The organism is Peribacillus sp. NPDC096540, assembly GCF_050278525.1.
In the GTDB taxonomy this organism is placed as follows: domain Bacteria; phylum Bacillota; class Bacilli; order Bacillales; family DSM-1321; genus Peribacillus.
This window is the reverse complement of record NZ_JBNNTG010000007.1, coordinates 80,152-98,498: the sequence shown is the minus strand read 5'-3', so window position 1 is coordinate 98,498 and position 18,347 is coordinate 80,152. Positions and strand designations below refer to the sequence as shown.

Here is an 18,347-nt window from a genome sequence, read left to right as displayed (position 1 = left end):
TAAAAGGAGATTTTGGGCATGTTAATAAATGGACTAATTACTAACGTATGGAGGTAATCAAATAACCGGAGCCATATTGGCACAGTACTTTATCCTTTCCTTCGTTTTCTAAGCTAGAAACAGATATAACATCTGATGTCTTAATTGTTGGTGGCGGAATTACGGGCATTACTTCAGCTTATCTATTAGCCAAGCAAGTTGTGCTAGCCACACTCATTCAGGCAGGCGAGATACTTAATGGAACAACTGGCCATACAACCGCAAAAATCACGGCTTGATTTACGACCAGTTGATTACTGATCACGGTGAAGAAAAGGCCAGACTATATGAAGCTTAATGCTGAAGGAATGGAGCTTATCAAAGGATTGATAGAAGAACATTCTATTGAATGTAATTTGAATGTACAAGATGCTTATGTATACGCAAATACTAATGTTTGGTCTTCCTCTGATTTACTGCTCCCCATATTAGTTCTGTTGGGTTATCACTTTTTGTCGCTAAATTTCCCCCACGATAAATGGCATTATTGTCTTTCAGGGCTGGTGAATGGACTCTAATATGTATCCCTTCCAATGGTTTTTTCATCGAGTTCTTCGATTCCTATGACCGGACGGTCTTCACTGTCTTTTGCAATGACATTTGGTATATATAGTTCATACTCTAGTTTTCCAAAAATGGCTTTAATTGCATCATTTCCTACGTGGACTCATCACAAATTCTTTTTCATAAAAAATTTAGTTGGAGCACTTCTATTAGAAATGGTTTCTATAATAGTTAATGCTTCATAAGTTATCGCTTTATTTGTCGAATTGTATTCATTTTTGTTTACATTAGGAACAAATATGTACACACCATATATGTAGCCATGTGTACTCATTTGTAAACATGTTTACTTTTTTGTGTACAAACCACCTATTTTTGTTTGCATGTATACAATATTGTAAACAAACAAAAAAACTAACTTTTTAATAGTCTCCTTCTTATAAAAGCAAGCGTAAAAAAGGAGAATTTGGGCATGGTAATAAATGGACAAACCACTAATGAAACGTATGGAGGTATTCGAATGACCGAAAAAAATACAGAACTCCCTCAATATCCGGAGCCATATTGGCGCAGTACTTTATCCTTTCCTTCGTTTTCTAAGCTAGAAACAGATATAACAACTGATGTCTTAATTGTTGGTGGCGGAATTACGGGCATCACTTCAGCTTATCTATTAGCAAAGCAAGGTGTGAAAGTCACACTCATTGATGCAGGCGAGATACTTAATGGAACAACTGGACATACAACCGCAAAAATCACGGCCCAGCACGGCTTGATTTACGACCAGTTGATTACTGATCACGGTGAGGAAAAGGCCAGACTATACTATGAAGCCAATACTGAAGGAATGGAGCTTATCAAAGGATTGATAGAAGAACATTCTATTGAATGTAATTTGAATGTACAAGATGCTTATGTATACGCAAATACCGATGAATATAAAAGTAAAATCCAAAATGAACTAAAGGCCTATCAAAAACTTGGCATTCGGGGGGATTATGCAGAAAAAATTCCTTTCTCTATTCCATGTAAAGCTACTGTGATAATGAAAGATCAAGCTCAGTTTCATCCGTTAAAATATTTAACTGCCCTCATCTCCACGATTCTTGAAGCTGGAGGCACAATATATGAACGGACAACGGCCATGAAGATTGAAGACGGCGACCCACCGACTGTTCTAACCGATACTGGACATACAATCAAAAGCAATCAGGTAATTGTTGCCTCCCACTTCCCTTTCAATGATGAAACGGGCGTATACTTTGCCCGTGTTCATGTAAAAAGGTCCTATGTACTTGGAATTAAGACTGAACAGGAATATCCAGGTGGGATGTATTACAGTGCAGACACCCCTACCCGTTCCCTTCGCTATACGGAATTGGACAATGGGGAAAAGCTTATACTTGTCGGCGGGGAAGGCCATAAAACTGGCCAGGGAATCTCAACTATCGAACATTATGAAGCCTTACAGGACTTCAGTTCCCAATACTTCGATGTGAAGGATATTCCGTATCGCTGGTCGGCACAAGATATTATGTCACCGGATAATATCCCCTTCGTCGGTCCAGTGACATCCAATCATCAAAACGTTCTAATTGCAACCGGTTATGCAAAATGGGGTATGACGAACGGATCGATTGCCGCTAAAATCTTGACTGACCATATTTTGCAAAGGGATAACCGGTATGCGGAATTGTATGACCCTTCCCGTTTAAAGGGCTTGAAGAATATGGTCCAAGTTAATGCTGATGTAGCGAAACATTTGATAAAAGGCAAATTAGCCACCATTTATAAAACGCCAGAAGACTTAGGCATTGATGAAGGAGCAATCGTGAAGGTTAATGGCGACAAGGCTGGGTGTTACCGTGATCATGATGGCCAGCTTCATATTGTAGATTCTACATGCACTCATATGGGTTGTGAGGTGGCGTGGAACAGCGGCGATCGTACCTGGGACTGTCCATGTCATGCTTCACGTTACTCTATCACTGGTGAGGTATTAAATGGCCCTGCTGTCGAGCCACTTAAAAAGATTCAATAGAGTCTTGCGTGATTGTTATCTAAAAGTCGACTAGGACTGCTGTTTTCCTTATACTGAAGTTACTGCACTATCAATGGTTGCAAATAACTCTAAAAAGGATTGAATTAAACATGAACGGGCAAAATCGAAAAGATATTACTCCAGGTACCTCCGTGGACATCGTGCTTAAAGCAGATCAACGCAGCGGAAAACTAACACGTGGAACTGTAAAAGATATTTTAACCAACTCCAGTAGCCACCCGCATGGAATTAAAGTAAGATTGACAGATGGCCAGGTTGGAAGGGTTCAAGTCATTCACAAATAATACGCACTCGGTTCTAGGCCGAGTGTTTTTTTGTATCTTTTTTTAAGCTAAAACAGGTTAAAAGAGACTCTGTTAGACATTCCTTTTTTCTATAAATCTGGCCGAAGGGATTAATAACAACCGGGATATTTCATATTTCAATCATTTTTCCCTTTCATACTTCGTACAATAGGGTTGAGATTATCTCTTTAAAAAGGTTGGTGTCAAAATGAATCAAGAATTAATTGTTCCCGACCGGGATTATCAACATAGTAGGAATCATACTTTGAAAGTTTCCGGCTCAGGAACGCTTCAGGCTGCTCCTGACCAAGCCGTAATCACCCTTGGAGTTATATCCGAGGATGTGGACCCACAGGTAGCTCAGCAGGCCAATTCCCAAGCCATAGCGAAAGTCATTGCATCTCTTAGATCCATTGGCATTCCAGAAGAGCAATTAAAAACGAGTGATTACAGAATTGATCCACAATATGATTATATTGAAGGAAAAGAATTATTTAAAAACTATAAGGTCCAGCACATTATCCAAGCCAAAACGACTGACATTGAAAAAATAGGCAGCATAATCGACACAGCAGTCAGAAATGGTGCCAATTCAATTACAAGCATTCGCTTTTCCTTATCCAATCCAGAAGCTTACTATAACCAGGCACTTTCGCTCGCTTTAAAAAATGCATATGAAAAGGCCCTATCCATGGCTCGAACGTTAGGAATCTCATTGAACCCAGTTCCTAATCAGGTTGAGGAACTCTCAGAAACTTCACCACCTATCCTTTTCCAAACGAGTTCCTATACAAAAATGGCCTCAACCCCTATTCAGCCTGGAGAACTAAACATCACGGCCTCAGTAAGGGTAGAATATACGTATTAATCATTACTTATTCCAAACAAAATCCCCCATTTGGCAAATTTCAATGCCAAATGGGGGATTCCTTTTTAAAAGACTACTGTTTTATTTTCATGAACAAGTACACGGTCTTCCAAATGCCATTTAACAGCACGGGCAAGCACTCTGCGTTCAGCTGAACGACCGACTTTCTTCATATCTTCTGCAGAATCACGGTGATCGACACGTTCAATATCTTGCTCGATTATTGGACCCTCATCCAAATCGTTTGTTACATAATGGGAAGTCGCCCCAATCAGCTTAACACCTCGATTATAAGCTCTTTCATAAGGCCGGGCCCCGATGAATGCAGGTAAAAATGAATGGTGGATATTGATGATTCTATTCGGATGTGCAGCCACAAAATCAGGCGTCAATATCTGCATATATCTAGCTAGTACAATTAGGTCGACATTGAATTCTTCCAGAAGTTTAAGCTGTTGTGCTTCCACTTCCCTACGTATATCCCTATTTGCAGGAATATAATAAAAAGGAATATTCATGGATTCGACGATTTGCCTCGTATCTTCATGATTACTGATGACAAGCGCAATATCAGCCAATAAATCCCCGCTTTGCCACTCCCATAGCAATTCCAGAAGGCAATGTGGCTCCTTAGAAACGAAGATTGCCGTTCTCTTTAAATCACTCACATAGTTAAATGTCCATTGCATCGAAAATTTTGTTGAAATTTCTTGAAAGGCTACTTCCATATCCAATGCCTTTTCCTTTAAGCCAGGGCAATCGAATTCAATCCTGGTAAAAAAGGTGCCGCCCTCTGGGTTCATGGAATACTGGCTCAATTCAACAATATTAGCTCCATGTTCTTTAAGGAATGCCGTAACCGTCGCAACAATTCCTGGTTGGTCCGGACATTTAATAATTAAACGGCCTCTATCTTCATTTTTTTCACGAAATTCCTGTAACTGTTCCTGCACAAAATTGCTCACTATTTTTCCAACTGCCCTTCTTCTATTTTGCTATATTATACTTCAATACATAGGCAAAGTTAAAGTCAGTCAATTAATTATGGATTTGCTGACAGTCAAAATGAACCATGAATGAAATCCCTCACAGTTTTATCTTCTATTTTACTAGATACTATTCCCATATATCTTTTCCAAGCTAAAGCATCCCCAAATTTTCCAAATAAAGTGACCTAGGTATGAAAATATATCCTTAAATTTCTCCCTCTATTTAAATATCACCTTTCAAGAAATTACTAGAAATTTGAAGGAAATGAATACAAAGGACGAGAACCTTTATGGAGTGCACAGTAAAGGGGACTCATGAAGGAAAAGTCTGCCTGTTCATGGCCACATCTTTTTATTTCAGGTTATTTTCCCTAGTGAATGAGGTTATTCACGAACTCATTAGGGTATAGACCATTCTATTAGTTTTTTTCAAAGGGGGAAATGAAATTATCATGAAATCATCAGTTACATTCATTCTATCTTTACTGATTATTCTTGGTCTTCTGTCCGGCTGTGCTGAAAAAGACCAGCTAGAGGATGGTAGTAAGCTAATCAATAAGGACCAGTTTGTATTCGCTGCCTCGGGTGAATTCAAGCCATTCAGTTACGTCAATGATGACATGACCGTAACAGGCTTTGATATTGAAGTCGGGGAAGCAATCGCCAAGGAACTTGGTCTAGAACCGGTCCCTAAGCGGATTAAATTTAAGGGTATCGTTGAGGGTGTCAAAACCGGTCGGGCAGATGCCGCGGTTGCCAGCCATACAATTAATGAACAACGAAGTAAACATGTTGCTTTTTCCACCCCTTATTACTACTCAGGTCCACAAATTTTCGTCCGATCTGATAGTGATATCAAAACGGCCGAAGATTTAAAGGGAAAAGAAGTTGCCGCTTCTAAAGGCTCCACTTACGCAACCACAGCAGAAAAGTATACAACCAATGTAAAAACCTATGACAGTGATATCACCGCCCTTAAAGCATTGAGCGGAGGTCGTCATGATGCCGTTATTACCGACTTTGTTACTGGTAAAGAAGCGGCCAAAGAAGGATTCGACATCATAGGTCGTCAATTGATAGAACGCAGTGAGCAGGCCATAGTTCTGCCGAACGATAACCCCCAGCTGCTGGTACGCATCAATGAAGCACTTGAAAACCTCCGAGAAGATGGAACACTTGCAGAAATCAGCAAAAAGTACTTTGGGGAAGATATCACTACTCAACCTGAATAAAGATTGATAGAAAGGGAGTTATTACATTGCCAAGCTTTTCTCATTTTTTTGATACATTATTTAGCTCATCGGATGTGTTTATCCGTGCCATGCTCCTCACATTGGAGCTTACGGTGGTTTCCATATTAGTAGGGATTATCATCGGGTTGCTTTTCGCACTTTTAAAAATTTCTAATATTAAAATTCTTACATGGATTTCAGATACATACGTATTCCTGGTACGAGGAACGCCGCTTATCGTACAGATATTCATTCTCTATTTTGGAATCAGCAATCTCTTTCTACTACCAGACTTCTGGGCAGCGTCACTTGCCCTAGCCTTCCATAACGGGGCTTATATCTCTGAAATATTACGCGGTACAATTCAATCTATTGACAAAGGCCAAATGGAAGCTGGACGTTCCCTTGGTATGAGCAATTCACTCGCATTAAGAAGAATCATCCTACCACAAGCCTTCCGACGCGCATTGCCGCCACTAGGCAACCAATTCATCATTGGACTGAAGGATTCATCACTAGCCGCCTTCATATCCATGAATGAGTTGTTTAACGTAGCCACTACGTTAGGTTCAAATAATTTTGATGAAATGACATATTTATTGATTGTAGCGGTCTACTATTTAATTCTTGTGGCATTCCTGACCATTATCGTCAATACATTTGAAAAGAAACTGTCCATTAGTGATCGATAGGGGGAATTGAAATGGAACAAAAGGAAATGATTCGCATTAGAAATTTAAATAAATCTTATGGGGACCTTCACGTGCTTAAAGATATTGATATGAAGGTATTAGATAGCGACGTTGTCTGTCTGATTGGGCCAAGCGGTTCCGGAAAAAGTACCCTGCTCCGTTGCTTGAATTACTTGGAGAAGAAAGACAGCGGACAAATCCTTATCGAAGGAACAGAAGTCAAGCCGGGTACCCATGATATTAATAAAATTCGTGAGAAAGTTGGAATGGTTTTTCAGCATTTCTATCTCTTCCCGCACATGACCGTACTCGAAAATGTTATTGAAGCACCTACTCACGTCAAAAAAATTCCTAAAGCCCAAGCCATCAAAGAAGCAAAAGCGCTACTTGCTAAAGTTGGGTTATCAGATAAAGCAGATGTCTATCCAAGCAAGCTCTCCGGTGGCCAAAAACAACGAGTTGCGATCGCTCGGGCTCTCGCCATGAAGCCCGATATCCTACTCTTTGATGAGCCTACATCTGCTCTCGACCCTGAACTTGTCGGTGAGGTACTAGCTACGATGAAGGAACTTGCCTTAGAGGGGATGACAATGGTAGTCGTTACACATGAAATGAGCTTTGCCCGTGAAGTTGGGGATTGGATTGTCTTCATGCATAATGGACGGGTTGTAGAAAGTGGCCCACCAAAAGAATTTTTCTCCAATCCAAAAGAAGAGCGGACGAAGGAATTTTTACAAACAACGGTGTTTTAACTATAATCCATTAATAAGCAATGCAGGCTTGATTCCTGTATTGCTTATTTTTTATAAAAGTGATTTGATAAAACCCGACAATAGGTTTTGTTTTTCGTTTATTAAATACTAGTTAGATAGTTTCCTCACTTAAATGATTAAAGTTTAGGGATATTTCCGATCTAATTGTGCAAACTAAATAATAGATGAATTGTTTAAGAACGTATTCTAAAACCCTGATTCCGGCTCGAACATGGAAAAATATCTGTATTTATGGTATATATACAGGTAAAATTAAAAGAAGTATATAAATGAAAGAGGTCGAATTCAGTTGGAAAATAACTCTTCGAATTTTATTAAAAATATTATAAAAGATGATCTAGAGTCCGGAAAACATGATCATATTATCACCCGCTTCCCTCCTGAGCCAAACGGATATTTACATATTGGGCACGCCAAATCAATTATATTGAATTTTGGAGTGGCTGATGAATTTAATGGTAAAACCAACCTTCGATTTGATGATACCAATCCTTTGAAAGAAGATATTGAGTATGTCAATTCTATCAAGGAAGATGTGAAATGGCTCGGTTACGATTGGGATAACCTTTTCTTCGCGTCTGATTATTTTGATGAAATGTACAAAAGAGCTGTACTGCTCATTAATAAAGGGATGGCATACGTCGATGACCTGAATGCCGACCAAATCCGCGAATATCGTGGAACGTTAACAGAGCCGGGAAAAGATAGCCCCTACCGCAATAGAACAGTCGAGGAAAACCTTGAGTTATTTGAAAAGATGCGTAGCGGGGAATTCGAGAACGGTACAAAAGTACTGCGAGCAAAAATCGATATGAGCTCACCTAACATTAATCTGCGCGATCCCGTTATTTACCGAATCTCCCATACAGAACACCATAATACCGGCGACAAATGGTGCATCTACCCAATGTACGCCTTTGCCCACCCTATTGAAGATGCAATTGAAGGAGTCACACACTCCATTTGTACGCTAGAGTTTGAAGATCAACGCCCGCTTTATGACTGGATTGTTGAAAACTGCGAAATGGAAAGTAAGCCGCAGCAATATGAATTTGGCCGTCTTAACCTGACAAATACCGTAATGAGTAAGCGGAAACTGAAGCAACTTGTCGATGAAGCCTTTGTGGACGGCTGGGACGACCCACGTATGCCTACGGTATCCGGATTACGAAGACGCGGTTATACACCCGAAGCTATTCGTGCATTCTGCCTTGAAATAGGGGTTGCGAAAACTAGCGGTGTCGTAGACTCTCAAATGCTCGATCATTTCGTTAGAGAAGATCTAAAACTGAAGGCACCACGGACCATGGCTATTCTAAAGCCTCTTAAAGTCGTCATCACTAACTATCCAGAAGATGAAGTTGAATGGCTGGATGCTGAGGTCAATCCAGAAGTTCCTGAGATGGGTACGCGACAAATTCCATTCTCACGTGAAATATATATTGAGCAAGACGATTTCATGGAAAATCCCCCGAAAAAGTATTTCCGTCTTTTCCCGGGCAATGAAGTCCGTTTAAAACACGCTTATTTCATTAAATGTGAAGAAGTGATAAAAGACGAAGCCGGAAACGTCATTGAACTTCGCTGCACTTACGATATTGAAACAAAAAGCGGATCTGGTTTCACTGGTCGTAAAGTGAAAGGCACACTGCACTGGGTTGAGGCTACACAAGCTGTTTCGGCAGAATTCCGTAACTACCAGCCTTTAATTTTGGATAAGGAAAGTGAAGAAGAAGAAGAAGAAAAATCATTCTTGGAGCGGGTAAACCCTGAATCAATAGAAATTTTACAAGGGTTTGTTGAGCCCAACATGAAAGATGTTAAGCCTCAGGATAAATTCCAATTCTTCAGACATGGCTATTACAATGTTGATTCAAAACTCACTGCAGTAGATCACTTGGTCTTCAACCAAATTGTTGGATTGAAAAGTTCATTCAAGTTATAAAATCACTAAAAAGAACCAAATCCCTTATTGGGATCTGGTTCTTTTTCACTCTATACACCTTTGTGTCATTTTCTCTCTAGTTTGATCCCTTGCTTGGAAAGTGCCTGCTTAAGAGTACTATGAGTCGAAACGTGACTAAAATCCAGTCCTAGCAAAATGGACGTCTGCGCTACTTCAGGACGAATTCCGGAAATTGTAGATTGAATGCCTAATAAATTTAGGGTGCTTATCAATTGGTAGATCCTCAAGTAAGATACTTGTCACTTTCCTGATGGTCAACGTATTCTGTTTCCTAATAAGCTCCTCAACTACTTCATGGGTATCAACTGAATAAATGGATCCATCCTGTTTTTCTCGTCAGGCCAGCCAGTTTTCCGTAATTATGAAGAGTGATCAAGGATGTATCAATATAACAATTCATCTTTTATATCCATTTGTGTTCCCCTATCTCAACTAATTATTTCATTCGAAAAAGCAACAATAAATCTCCATAACCTTCCCGCTCCATTTCATTTCTAGGAATGAATCGAAGGGCGGAAGAATTGATGCAATAGCGCGTGCCCTTAGGACCAGGACCATCCGGAAAAACGTGACCAAGATGTGAGTCAGCTTCCCTGCTGCGTACCTCCGTCCGGGTCATCCGATGGCTGAGATCCATTTTTTCATTGACGCTTGCCGACATAATTGGCTTCGTAAAGCTTGGCCACCCACATCCGCTATCATACTTATTCCGTGAACTGAAAAGGGGCTCCCCTGAAACGACATCCACATAAATGCCTTCTTCAAAGTGATTCCAATATACATTATCGAAAGGTGGCTCTGTCCCATTTTCTTGGGTGACATGAAACTGACTCTCGGTTAAAGTTTTTCTGAGATGAGCATTATCCTTAGGCCAATTTTCTTTTATGAAAGCTTGGCGTCCTGAACTTTTACGATACAATGCATAACGAAATTGATTTTTTCGATAGAATTCCTGATGGTATTCCTCGGCCTCATAAAATTCCCCTGAGGGTAAAATACCCGTAATAATGGGCTTTTTAAACCGCTCGCTCACCACTAAATTTTCCTTTGATTGCTCCGCCTCCATTTTTTGCTGATCATTTAGATAGTAAATTATTGCCTTGTATTGCTTACCTCTATCCGAGAACTGTCCACCATCATCTGTCGGATCAATTTGCTGCCAAAATATCTCTAATAGTTCTTTATAGGAAATGATTGATGGATCAAATACCACTTGAACCGCTTCTACATGATCAGTCGTACCTGAAATCACTTGTTTGTAACTAGGTTTGACTATCTTACCACCTGTATAACCCGATGTTACTTTAATAACCCCATCCATATTATCAAAGGGAGCAACCATGCACCAAAAACAACCTCCTGCAAAGATAGCCGTTTCACTCTTATTCATTGTCATCCTCCACTCCCTTTTTTATGGTTAGCTATGCTGTTTATGTATTATATACCAGCACGATAATCCCCTTCAATTCCCATCAAGAAATAGGAGCTTCCCCATACGCCGAATAGTAAAAGGCACTTGGGATATAAGGATATATCCAAGTGCCTTTTATGTTAGTCAGTAAATTGATGAGCTGTCTAATCCTGTGATTTAAAGAATCACGCTGACGATGATTGCTGATAGAATGCTGACAAGAGTCGCACCATATAGCAACTTCAACCCAAAACGCGCCACAACATTCCCTTGTTTTTCATGCAGGCCTTTGACCGCACCAGCAATGATTCCAATAGATGAAAAATTAGCGAATGAAACCAAGAAAACCGAAACGATCCCTATCGTCCTATCGCTCAATGCCGATGATGCTTCCCCTAAGCTCAGCATGGCAACGAATTCATTCGTCACTAGCTTCGTCGCCATGATTCCGCCTGCAGTCACGGTTTCTGAAAGCGGTACACCCATGATAAAGGCAAATGGTGCAAAGATATAGCCCAGGATGCCTTGGAAACTGATGCCGAGGATCATATCGAATAAGCTGTTGATTCCTGCAATTAATGCAACGAAACCAATTAACATCGCTGCAACAGTGATAGCAACCTTAAATCCATCCATGATATATTCCCCAAGCATTTCGAAGAAAGACTGCTTCTCTGCGCCTTCTTCAACTGGGAGAATATCATCTTCATCCGTTACCGTATAAGGGTTAATAATGGATGCAATGATAAATCCACCAAACATGTTAATAACAATAGCCGTCACAACATACTTTGGTTCAATCATGGTCATATAAGCACCGACTATCGACATCGATACGGTTGACATGGCTGACGCACAAAGCGTATACATGCGTGATGGAGGAATGGCACCGAGTTGTTTTTTCAAGGTGATGAAAACCTCGGATTGGCCGACTATTGCTGAAGCAACGGCATTATAAGATTCCAATTTACCCATTCCATTCACCTTACTCAGCAGGAATCCAATCCACTTCATGATGAAGGGAAGGATCTTGAAGTGCTGTAAAATCCCGATTAATGCTGAGATGAATACGATAGGTAGAAGGACATTTAAAAAGAAGGGCGATGCTCCTTCGTTTACAATCCCGCCAAATACAAAGGTGATCCCTTCATTTGCCCATTCCAAAAGTTTTCCGAAACCATCGGCAATCGAATTGATGATCACTAAACCGAACTTCGTATTTAATAATAAATAAGTTAAAATAAGCTGAATGATCACCATCAGTATGATCGGTTTAATCTTAACTTTCTTCCGGTCACTACTCACTAAAATAGCTAGTCCAAAAACAACAAGCAACCCTAAAATTGCTATCAGAAATTTCATGTATTCTGCCTCCACTAAGGTGAATTTTAATGATTATGCATTAATAGTAGGATACCCTCAAAAATTTTATGCAAACGTTTTCTATTTAATCCATATTACTTGTACGGACATCTCCAATTTTATATATTATACTAATATTATTTCAAGTGCAATTATTTTCTCTCTTTTTGAAATGGAAATTTAAGGGGATGTTAACTCTCCAAACATAAAGAAAAGACTCCTTTATAAAAGAAACCCTCAGTTTGTAGACAAAAGAGGTTCTATCTAAATTTTATAACAAAGATGATTGGAGCGGAAGGTGCGAGACTCCTGCGGGAAAAGCGCGTCTAGAGGAGACTCCGCAGGCGAAAGCCGAGGAGGCTCCCGGACCGCCCGCGGAAAGCGAGTGCCCTACGTTCCAATCAACGTTCAAATTGTACAAGCCATAAAAAAACTGTAGACTCCTTATAAAAGGAACCCTCTCTTCACATGCTTTGAATCCTATCAATCAAAAACTAAAGCATATAGTTTTTGCAGAAATATTCTTATAAAAACTTCTACTTGCTGCAAACAATCAGGCAACAGCGATCACCCATCATCTATTCATAAAACATGCATTTTACTCTAATCTATATGTAAATATAATAAAATTCTTTTAAGCTGCAAATTTTCTGGACATCACTGACGTGACTAATCCAGCTCCTCCTATGACAAGGACGATAATAGAAGTGGCCAAGCCTCCCACCCCTTGATAAAAGTTGATCACCTTACCCGCTAAAGAGTCTCCGCCTTGGAAGCCTCCACCGCTCGACATCTCACCTGTGCCAGATCCGTTAGGCCCCCCCTGAGGAGGTGTCCCCATACTACCCTGTCCTCCATTAGGTGTTGTAGAGGTAGTTGAATCTTCTGTTGTCGAGTTAGTAGGCTGGCCCATCATCCTTTGTCCGGCCATCTCCTCCTGTGTGTCACCGCCATTCACATACATCATTATGCCGACAACTGCTTGAACAACTAAAAGGACTGAAGCTGCTATCCCAATCAAAAAGTGTAACTTACCGAATTTCACCATATGCAATTCTCCTCCGTAACAAAATGTATTATTTCTTATGAGGAGATTATCTAAAAAGACCCTTAATTTTCCCTTAATTAACTGGGAAAAATAAGAGTCTTTTTTATTTCTTTATTTAAAAGTATTTAAAATCAATTTCTGTTACAAATTCTTATAAGACCATTATTTATTTCTTTGGTTTCTCGGAAAAATTATTTCAAAACGAGTGCTAGTATTCGGTTCACTAGTCACTTTGATGGTCCCTTGGTGAGTGTTGACAATCCATTTGGCAATGGATAGACCTAAACCGGAGCCTTCATTTGCTGAACGGGATTGCTCCACTTGATAAAAACGGTTAAAAATCAAGGGAAGTTCTTCCTGTGGGATGCCTTTTCCATTATCCTCTACAGAAAGATTGATGGATGAAGCATTCTTGATGCAGGAAAGGGAAATCTCCCCGCCTTCCTCCGTGAACTTCATGGCATTATCCACTAATATCACCAGTAACTGATGAATTCTCTCTTTATCCCCATGAAACACCACCTGTTCGGGAGCATGGCTAATGATTGATTTTTCTTGAAAAGAAGCTATATCAGTATACTGTTCCACTATATCCATAAGTAAGTCATCCAGGAAAAAATTTGCCTTTTTGACCTCCATTTGATTCGAATCCGTCCGAGTCAAGGTTAAAAGACCATTTACCAGCTTATTCAACCTCCTGACTTCTTTAGAAATAATCGATATATCAACCGCTTTTTCCTCAATTGTCGAAGATGGCGATTGAAACAGCAAATCGGCTCTCGATTGTATGACTGCAAGCGGAGTTCGAATTTCATGTGAGGCATCCGAGACAAACTGTTGCTGCTGATCCCAGGATTTCTTGACCGGGATCAGGGCCCGTCCTGCCAGAAGATAGCCTGCGCCTACCGCCACTAGACTTCCAATTCCTCCACCAACAATTAATATGAGCAACAAACGATTGAGCATATCTTTTTCTGAATCTACATTACGAATGAATTGAACGGTCATCTCTCCATAATCCGTATAGCCCTGGGTGGAAAGAGCCCGATACGTCGCCCCATTTACTGATATTTCTTCAATCTTATCAAAAGTTTTTGGAAAAAATTTCGATTCGTTGACCTTAAAGAAACTGTCCTCTCTCAATCTTGGTTCAATGATGGTATCATCTGGTCCCCAAACGATAACACTCGGTCCCGGTCCTAAGAGAAATTCACCTTGCGGGCGCCCGCCTGGCATGCCTACATTCCTTTGCTCCAGAGACTCATTAACTTCCTTATAGATTTGATTTTCGGTATAGAAATAAATTGTTCTGCTTAAAATGGCTATTAACACAATAAAGACGATAGAATTCAATAATGTTAGTTGAAGCCTCGTTTTTTGAAACATAATAATCCCCTTATGGTTGTTTTAGCATATAGCCAATACCACGAACGGTTTGAATATCCTTATGGTAATGAAAGGGTTCTAGCTTTTTCCTTAGATGATGAATAAACACTTCAACTATAGCAATCGTTGTATCGGAATCAAATCCCCAAATACGGTCAAAAATCTGTTCACGAGTTAAAATTTTCCCAGTGTTTTGGATTAAATATTCAAGTAATTCATATTGTTTCAAGGTCAATTTAATGGCCTTTCCACCAATCAATATATCTTTTTCTTTCTCCAATAATTCAATTCCACGGTATTTCGCATTGTGTTCCAGCGACAAAATACCGCTCCTGCGAAGAAGGGCGCGAATCCTTGCCTTTAGTTCAGGTGCTTGAAATGGTTTGACTAAATAATCGTCGCCACCCATTTCCAAGCCCTTAACACGATCCTCAAGAGCATCTTTTGCCGTTAAAAATAATACGCTTGTATCTATTTTTGCTTCCCTGATTTTCCGAACGATTTCAAATCCATCCATCCCCGGGAGCATAACATCCAATAAGATAATATCGTATATGCTTTGCAGTGCCATAAATAGCCCATCTTCTCCATTATCAGCTGTATCCACTTCATATTCATCCGTTAGGATCTGCCGAATCGATTCTAATAATGAAACATTATCTTCTACCACTAAAACCTTCATCCGAGGTTCCCTCCTGAACACGCATCCATTGCGATATATTTTAATCTTATCTTTTTTTATTTACAAAAGAAAGCAGCTAACCATAGCCTGCTTTCTCCAAACTGTTTATTCTTATTCATGGCGTAGTGCCTGGATTGGGTTTAATTTAGATGCCTTATTGGCAGGAAATACACCAAAGACAACACCGATAAATATAGAGAATAGGAAGGCCATCATTGTCACCGACCAGGAATAACTGATTGTTAAGCTTGAAACAACAGAAACCAATTTAGCGATTCCAAGCCCAATTCCTACTCCTAATAATCCACCTAAACAACTCAAGACAACCGCTTCAATTAAAAACTGAAGTAGAATGGATTTCCGGTTCGCCCCAATAGCCTTTCTGATTCCAATTTCTTTCGTCCGCTCTGAAACGGATACCAGCATTATATTCATAATTCCAATTCCGCCTACAAGTAAGGAAATACTTGCAATACCACCAAGCATGAGCGTAAACGTATCCGACACCGAGCTCATTGTATCCATTAAATCCTCTTGATTGGTCACGGAATAGTTATCACTTTGACCCGGGAATAATGTCGTCATCGTACCTTGTACTTGATACATCGCCCGCTCAATAATATTCTCATTCTCTGCTTTTAAATACACCGTTCCAATGGTCGTACTACTCGTAGCCCGCTTTGCAGTTGTGATCGGTGCAATGATTACATCATCACCATTCGATCCCATAGAGGTACCTACCGATTTCAAAACGCCGATTACTCGATAGGAAACACCTCCGATAAGAACGTTTTGATTCACCGCTGTTTGATTTTCAAAAAGTGTGTTTGCTGTATCTGATCCTAAGACAACCACCTTAGAGCGTAACTCTGTTTCCATATCCGTTAAAAAACGTCCTTGGCTAAGCTCTAAATCCCTCACTGATATATAGGAGGAAGTCGTACCGGTCATTGAAACCTGTGTTGAAGTTTCACCGTTTTTAGCATAAACACGACCTGTGACCACGGGTGCAACTTCTGATATTCCGCTCAGGTCTTTAAACTGTTCAATTGTGTCATCCGTCAGCTCTACAGAATCTGTATCTGTGACACTGACCGTTAACAGATTAGTCCCTAAGCTATTGATCTCGTCCTGAACGGACTGTGAAGATCCCTGTCCGATCGAAACAAGCACAATCACGGAGGCCACTCCAATAATAATCCCAAGCATGGTTAAAAATGCACGGACTTTATTGGTCTTGATACTGCGTATAGCCATCTTCATTGATTCGCTCAGATTCAATCCAATCACCTCCGTTTTCAAACAACTGACCATCATTTATCCGAACGACTCGTGTTGCCTCTTTTGCAACTTCCAAGTCATGGGTAATCAAAATGATTGTTTGTCCCTTTTGATTAAGATTTTTCAGCATTTGCAGTACTTCCTTACTTGTTTTACTATCAAGAGCTCCTGTAGGCTCATCTGCCAATAAAACAGGAGGGTTGCCTGCAAGGGCACGGGCAATCGCAACCCTTTGCTGCTGTCCGCCTGAAAGTTGGGTTGGTAAGTGCTTCATCCGGTCATTGAGGCCGACCATTTCCAGACAAGCGTTGGCAACTTCTTTTCTTTCCTTTACACTTACCCCCCGGTAAACAAGGGGAAGTTCAACATTTTCCAGCGCAGTCAATTTCGCTAGCAGGTTAAAATTTTGAAAGATAAAGCCAATTTTTATGTTACGAATGGCGGCTAGCTCATTATCTTTCATCTTTTCTACTTCTTTTCCATCCAAGAGATATTCGCCTGTGTCAGGCTTGTCGAGACAGCCAATCATATTCATAAACGTAGATTTTCCTGAGCCAGAGGGTCCGATGATAGAAACGAAATCCCCTTTATTGATTGTTAGACATATTTCCTGCAGCACCTTGACGGTTTCACCGCCCAATTCATACGATTTGGACATGTTTTTAATTTCAATGATGGGTGTCGTCATGTTACTGACCTCCCCTGCCGCCACTTGGCATTCCACCACCGCTTGGCATTTCAAAGCCACCCGGCATTCCGCCATCGCTCGGCATTCCACCGCCTTGGCCTCCTCCCATTCTACCTCCGCCTGTAGTGCTTTCATTGGAAATGGTAATAGGTAAGGAAACATACTGGCCCTCTTCAAGTCCAGATGTTATTTCGATATACTTATCATTACTAATACCCGTCTCAACCACTGTCTTTGTAGTATTAGTTGTTGCATCTTTTGTTGAAGCAGATTGTTGGATATTGACATATTTCTCATCGCCGTTGATTTGGACTGCTTCAATAGGAACATATAGAACATCTTTTACACTATTCGTCAAAATACTCACTTCTGTCGACATCCCAATTTTTATATCGCCTGGTTTGTCAATTTTTATCGTTACATCGAAAGAAGAAACACCGTTCTCATATGTACCTTCCTTTGCTACACTCGTTACTTTCCCTGTAAATGTTTCATTTTCAAAAGCACTAGCAGTAATTTCAACTGTTTGTCCTTTTTTAACACTTGAAACATCTAATTCATCAACACTGATTGTTGTTTTTAATTTTTTATAATCCGTTACATGGGCAACCACTTCACTGCTTGAAACACGATCTCCTTCTTCTACATCCAATGTAGTTACTGTTCCATCAAATGGGGCAGTTATTGGGTCACTTCCATTCGTGAAGGTAATAAGTTCATCGCCTTTTTCAACTATTTCATTTTTCTCTACAAGGACTTCGTCGATTTCATCCGTTACGGAGGATGTGATGTCCTCGCTATTTATCGCAGCAACCGAACCGGAACCACTGATTTGAACTTCAAGGTCCCCTTTTTCAACTGTAGTTGTCATATCCTTAGCAATAACGGGCTGACCATTGTCCTTCATAAAGAACCAAATGCATCCCCCTATAGCTAGCACTAAAATTGCCCCAATCGTTAACCACTTTTTCATCATTTTGCTCCTTTCAGATTTCCTTCATTGAAATCAGTATCGCGAAAGAAGCTTAATTTTCCCTTAAGGATTGTTAATTTTCATGATAGATTGTGTTAAGCTATCGC

General features: G+C 40.2%; 17 protein-coding genes and 1 pseudogene. 8 read left to right on the top strand and 10 right to left on the bottom strand.

Annotation, left to right across the window (positions count from 1 at the left end; genetic code table 11):
• Nucleotides 1-125 precede the first annotated feature (125 nt).
• Nucleotides 126-278, top strand: coding sequence for an FAD-dependent oxidoreductase (locus ACQKMR_RS09175; RefSeq protein WP_427697078.1), 153 nt, complete (start codon nucleotides 126-128; stop codon nucleotides 276-278).
• Nucleotides 279-415: 137 nt separating this feature from the next.
• Here the strand turns inward: ACQKMR_RS09175 and ACQKMR_RS09170 are convergent.
• A pseudogene (locus tag ACQKMR_RS09170) lies at nucleotides 416-685 on the bottom strand (ParM/StbA family protein); the annotation flags it as partial.
• A 378-nt stretch (nucleotides 686-1,063) separates the two neighbouring features.
• On the opposite strand from ACQKMR_RS09170, the gene ACQKMR_RS09165 reads away from it, so the two are divergent.
• The 3 genes from ACQKMR_RS09165 to ACQKMR_RS09155 all read left to right on the top strand — a co-directional run bounded on the left by ACQKMR_RS09165 (nucleotide 1,064) and on the right by ACQKMR_RS09155 (nucleotide 3,757).
• Nucleotides 1,064-2,584, top strand: a complete 1,521-nt coding sequence (locus ACQKMR_RS09165; protein WP_427697077.1) for an FAD-dependent oxidoreductase — start codon at nucleotides 1,064-1,066, stop codon at nucleotides 2,582-2,584.
• A gap of 110 nt (nucleotides 2,585-2,694) precedes the next feature.
• The gene (locus tag ACQKMR_RS09160; RefSeq protein ID WP_053348380.1) at nucleotides 2,695-2,889 is read left to right on the top strand and encodes a YwbE family protein; all 195 of its coding nucleotides are present in this window, start codon (nucleotides 2,695-2,697) and stop codon (nucleotides 2,887-2,889) included.
• A 208-nt stretch (nucleotides 2,890-3,097) separates the two neighbouring features.
• The gene (locus ACQKMR_RS09155) at nucleotides 3,098-3,757 is read left to right on the top strand and encodes an SIMPL domain-containing protein (protein ID WP_427697018.1); all 660 of its coding nucleotides are present in this window, start codon (nucleotides 3,098-3,100) and stop codon (nucleotides 3,755-3,757) included.
• 65 nt (nucleotides 3,758-3,822) lie between these two features.
• Here ACQKMR_RS09155 and purU read toward each other — a convergent pair whose 3' ends face one another.
• On the bottom strand, nucleotides 3,823-4,722 hold the full coding sequence (gene purU / locus ACQKMR_RS09150) for a formyltetrahydrofolate deformylase (protein WP_427697017.1): 900 nt from the start codon (nucleotides 4,720-4,722) through the stop codon (nucleotides 3,823-3,825).
• Nucleotides 4,723-5,198: 476 nt separating this feature from the next.
• Here purU and ACQKMR_RS09145 point away from each other — a divergent pair, with 476 nt between their 5' ends.
• From ACQKMR_RS09145 to ACQKMR_RS09130, 4 genes are all read left to right on the top strand, one after another.
• On the top strand, nucleotides 5,199-5,978 hold the full coding sequence (locus tag ACQKMR_RS09145; protein ID WP_427697016.1) for a transporter substrate-binding domain-containing protein: 780 nt from the start codon (nucleotides 5,199-5,201) through the stop codon (nucleotides 5,976-5,978).
• A gap of 26 nt (nucleotides 5,979-6,004) precedes the next feature.
• Complete coding sequence (locus ACQKMR_RS09140) at nucleotides 6,005-6,670, top strand: amino acid ABC transporter permease (protein ID WP_427697015.1); 666 nt, start codon at nucleotides 6,005-6,007, stop codon at nucleotides 6,668-6,670.
• Between the two features lie 11 nt (nucleotides 6,671-6,681).
• Nucleotides 6,682-7,422 carry an amino acid ABC transporter ATP-binding protein gene (locus ACQKMR_RS09135; RefSeq protein WP_427697014.1) on the top strand — a complete coding sequence of 247 codons (741 nt, stop codon included), beginning with the start codon at nucleotides 6,682-6,684 and terminating at the stop codon, nucleotides 7,420-7,422.
• Nucleotides 7,423-7,732: 310 nt separating this feature from the next.
• On the top strand, nucleotides 7,733-9,388 hold the full coding sequence (locus ACQKMR_RS09130; protein WP_427697013.1) for a glutamine--tRNA ligase/YqeY domain fusion protein: 1,656 nt from the start codon (nucleotides 7,733-7,735) through the stop codon (nucleotides 9,386-9,388).
• Between the two features lie 457 nt (nucleotides 9,389-9,845).
• Here the strand turns inward: ACQKMR_RS09130 and msrB are convergent, their stop codons facing one another.
• The 8 genes from msrB to ACQKMR_RS09090 all read right to left on the bottom strand — a co-directional run bounded on the left by msrB (nucleotide 9,846) and on the right by ACQKMR_RS09090 (nucleotide 18,240).
• On the bottom strand, nucleotides 9,846-10,805 hold the full coding sequence (gene msrB / locus ACQKMR_RS09125; RefSeq protein ID WP_427697012.1) for a peptide-methionine (R)-S-oxide reductase MsrB: 960 nt from the start codon (nucleotides 10,803-10,805) through the stop codon (nucleotides 9,846-9,848).
• Nucleotides 10,806-10,997: 192 nt separating this feature from the next.
• Nucleotides 10,998-12,182, bottom strand: a complete 1,185-nt coding sequence (locus ACQKMR_RS09120) for a NupC/NupG family nucleoside CNT transporter (RefSeq protein WP_427697011.1) — start codon at nucleotides 12,180-12,182, stop codon at nucleotides 10,998-11,000.
• Nucleotides 12,183-12,816: 634 nt separating this feature from the next.
• Entirely contained in the window at nucleotides 12,817-13,230 is a 414-nt protein-coding gene (locus tag ACQKMR_RS09115) for a hypothetical protein (RefSeq protein WP_427697010.1), read from the bottom strand.
• Between the two features lie 162 nt (nucleotides 13,231-13,392).
• Nucleotides 13,393-14,616: a sensor histidine kinase gene (locus ACQKMR_RS09110; protein ID WP_427697009.1), complete on the bottom strand. Its 1,224-nt coding sequence runs from the start codon at nucleotides 14,614-14,616 to the stop codon at nucleotides 13,393-13,395.
• A gap of 10 nt (nucleotides 14,617-14,626) precedes the next feature.
• The gene (locus ACQKMR_RS09105) at nucleotides 14,627-15,298 is read right to left on the bottom strand and encodes a response regulator transcription factor (RefSeq protein WP_427697008.1); all 672 of its coding nucleotides are present in this window, start codon (nucleotides 15,296-15,298) and stop codon (nucleotides 14,627-14,629) included.
• 111 nt (nucleotides 15,299-15,409) lie between these two features.
• The gene (locus tag ACQKMR_RS09100; RefSeq protein WP_427697076.1) at nucleotides 15,410-16,588 is read right to left on the bottom strand and encodes an ABC transporter permease; all 1,179 of its coding nucleotides are present in this window, start codon (nucleotides 16,586-16,588) and stop codon (nucleotides 15,410-15,412) included.
• Nucleotides 16,527-17,267: an ABC transporter ATP-binding protein gene (locus tag ACQKMR_RS09095; RefSeq protein WP_427697007.1), complete on the bottom strand. Its 741-nt coding sequence runs from the start codon at nucleotides 17,265-17,267 to the stop codon at nucleotides 16,527-16,529. The genes ACQKMR_RS09100 and ACQKMR_RS09095 overlap by 62 nt, the downstream gene beginning before the upstream one ends.
• Nucleotide 17,268: 1 nt before the next feature.
• Nucleotides 17,269-18,240: an efflux RND transporter periplasmic adaptor subunit gene (locus ACQKMR_RS09090; RefSeq protein WP_427697006.1), complete on the bottom strand. Its 972-nt coding sequence runs from the start codon at nucleotides 18,238-18,240 to the stop codon at nucleotides 17,269-17,271.
• Between the last annotated feature and the right edge of the window lie 107 nt (nucleotides 18,241-18,347).

What these genes read in the sequence shown, in the direction of transcription:
- ACQKMR_RS09165 (WP_427697077.1), top strand. Translation starts at nt 1,064, where the DNA reads ATGACCGAAAAAAATACAGAACTCCCTCAATATCCGGAGCCATATTGG.
- ACQKMR_RS09160 (WP_053348380.1), top strand. Translation starts at nt 2,695, where the DNA reads ATGAACGGGCAAAATCGAAAAGATATTACTCCAGGTACCTCCGTGGAC.
- ACQKMR_RS09155 (WP_427697018.1), top strand. Translation starts at nt 3,098, where the DNA reads ATGAATCAAGAATTAATTGTTCCCGACCGGGATTATCAACATAGTAGG.
- ACQKMR_RS09145 (WP_427697016.1), top strand. Translation starts at nt 5,199, where the DNA reads ATGAAATCATCAGTTACATTCATTCTATCTTTACTGATTATTCTTGGT.
- ACQKMR_RS09135 (WP_427697014.1), top strand. Translation starts at nt 6,682, where the DNA reads ATGGAACAAAAGGAAATGATTCGCATTAGAAATTTAAATAAATCTTAT.
- msrB (WP_427697012.1), bottom strand. Translation starts at nt 10,805, where the DNA reads ATGACAATGAATAAGAGTGAAACGGCTATCTTTGCAGGAGGTTGTTTT.
- ACQKMR_RS09120 (WP_427697011.1), bottom strand. Translation starts at nt 12,182, where the DNA reads ATGAAATTTCTGATAGCAATTTTAGGGTTGCTTGTTGTTTTTGGACTA.
- ACQKMR_RS09115 (WP_427697010.1), bottom strand. Translation starts at nt 13,230, where the DNA reads ATGGTGAAATTCGGTAAGTTACACTTTTTGATTGGGATAGCAGCTTCA.
- ACQKMR_RS09110 (WP_427697009.1), bottom strand. Translation starts at nt 14,616, where the DNA reads ATGTTTCAAAAAACGAGGCTTCAACTAACATTATTGAATTCTATCGTC.
- ACQKMR_RS09105 (WP_427697008.1), bottom strand. Translation starts at nt 15,298, where the DNA reads ATGAAGGTTTTAGTGGTAGAAGATAATGTTTCATTATTAGAATCGATT.
- ACQKMR_RS09095 (WP_427697007.1), bottom strand. Translation starts at nt 17,267, where the DNA reads ATGACGACACCCATCATTGAAATTAAAAACATGTCCAAATCGTATGAA.
- ACQKMR_RS09090 (WP_427697006.1), bottom strand. Translation starts at nt 18,240, where the DNA reads ATGAAAAAGTGGTTAACGATTGGGGCAATTTTAGTGCTAGCTATAGGG.